The sequence below is a fragment of the uncultured Amaricoccus sp. genome (assembly GCF_937858865.1).
In the GTDB taxonomy this organism is placed as follows: Bacteria; Pseudomonadota; Alphaproteobacteria; order Rhodobacterales; family Rhodobacteraceae; genus Amaricoccus.
Genome location: NZ_CALLYO010000391.1, coordinates 1 through 1,211, shown reverse-complemented (window position 1 = coordinate 1,211; position 1,211 = coordinate 1). Strand labels below are relative to the sequence as shown.

The following is a 1,211-nucleotide window of genomic DNA, read 5'->3' as shown; positions in this document are numbered from 1 at the left end:
TCGGCGAAGGCGCCGTCCGCCGCCTCGCCCGTGCCGCGCTCCCCGCCGAAGGCGTGCGAGCCGGCGGCGAGATAGGCCGCGCCGAGCTCGTCCCGCCGCTCCCAGCGGCCGTCCTGGAGCAGCTCCTCCGGCCCGCCGCCGTACGTGCCGGGCGCCGAGCCGAAGATCCGCCTCGGCCGGGGTCCTGCCGCCACCAGCGGATTGTCGGCCGCGCTCTCCTCGCGCGCCGCCACCGCGGCGACCGCGGCGTCGAGGAGCGCGATCTGCGCCTCGAACATGTCGCGGAAGAGGCCGGAGATCCGCCAGGTGACATCGACCCGCGGCCGCCCGACCGCCGCCGGCGGCAGGACCTCGATGCCGGTGACGCGCGCCGTGCCCCTGTCCCAGACCGGCCGGCAGCCCATGAGCGCCAGCCCCTGGGCGATCGCCTCGCCCCCGGTCCGGAGGCTGGCGCTGCCCCAGAGGTCGATGACGAGCGAACGCGGCCAGTCGCCGTGCTCCTGCACGAAGCGGCGCAGCGTCTCGTCCGCCGCCACCTTGCCGAGGGCGAAGGCCGTCGGCGTCGGCAGCGTGCGCGGGTCGGCGGCGAAGAGGTTGCGGCCGGTCGGCAGCACGTCGCGCCGCCCGCGCTCCGGCGTCCCCGACGGCCCCGGCGCCACGAAGCGCCCGTCGAGCGCCGCCAGCAGCGCCGCCCGCTCGGCCGCCGCCGAGACGGTGCGCTCCGGCGGATCGCCGGGCCCGCTCCGGCCGTAGACGTGCAGCCCGTCCTTGATCGCGAAGTCCTTGAGGTCGCAGAGCCAGGCGTCGATGCGCAGGAGCGCCGCCTCCGGGTCGTCGCCCGCGCCGACCCCCGCCTCGACGGCGAGCCCGGTCTCGCGCGCCGTCCCGACGATGAGCCTCGCCAGCCGGTCGCGCCGGCGCCGGTCGAGCCCGTCGGCCTGGGCGTATTCGTCGACCAGCCGCTCCAGCTCCCGCTGCGCCCCGGTCAGCCCGGCCCCGGTCAGCGGCGGCGTCAGGTGGCCGAGCGTCACCGCGCCGATCCGCCGCTTCGCCTGCGCCGCCTCGCCGGGGTTCGAGACGATGAACGGATAGACGACCGGCAGCGCCCCGGCGACCACCTCCGGGAAGCAGTCCTCTCCGAGCGCCACGGTCTTGCCCGGCAGCCATTCGAGCGTGCCGTGCGCCCCGACGTGCACCAGCGCCTGCACCCC

1 protein-coding gene is annotated in these 1,211 nt (G+C 77.6%); it reads right to left on the bottom strand.

Annotation, left to right across the window (positions count from 1 at the left end):
- Window positions 1–1,211 (bottom strand): cobaltochelatase subunit CobN (locus Q0112_RS11475; RefSeq protein WP_297975419.1); only part of this gene is annotated, 1,211 nt, incomplete at both ends.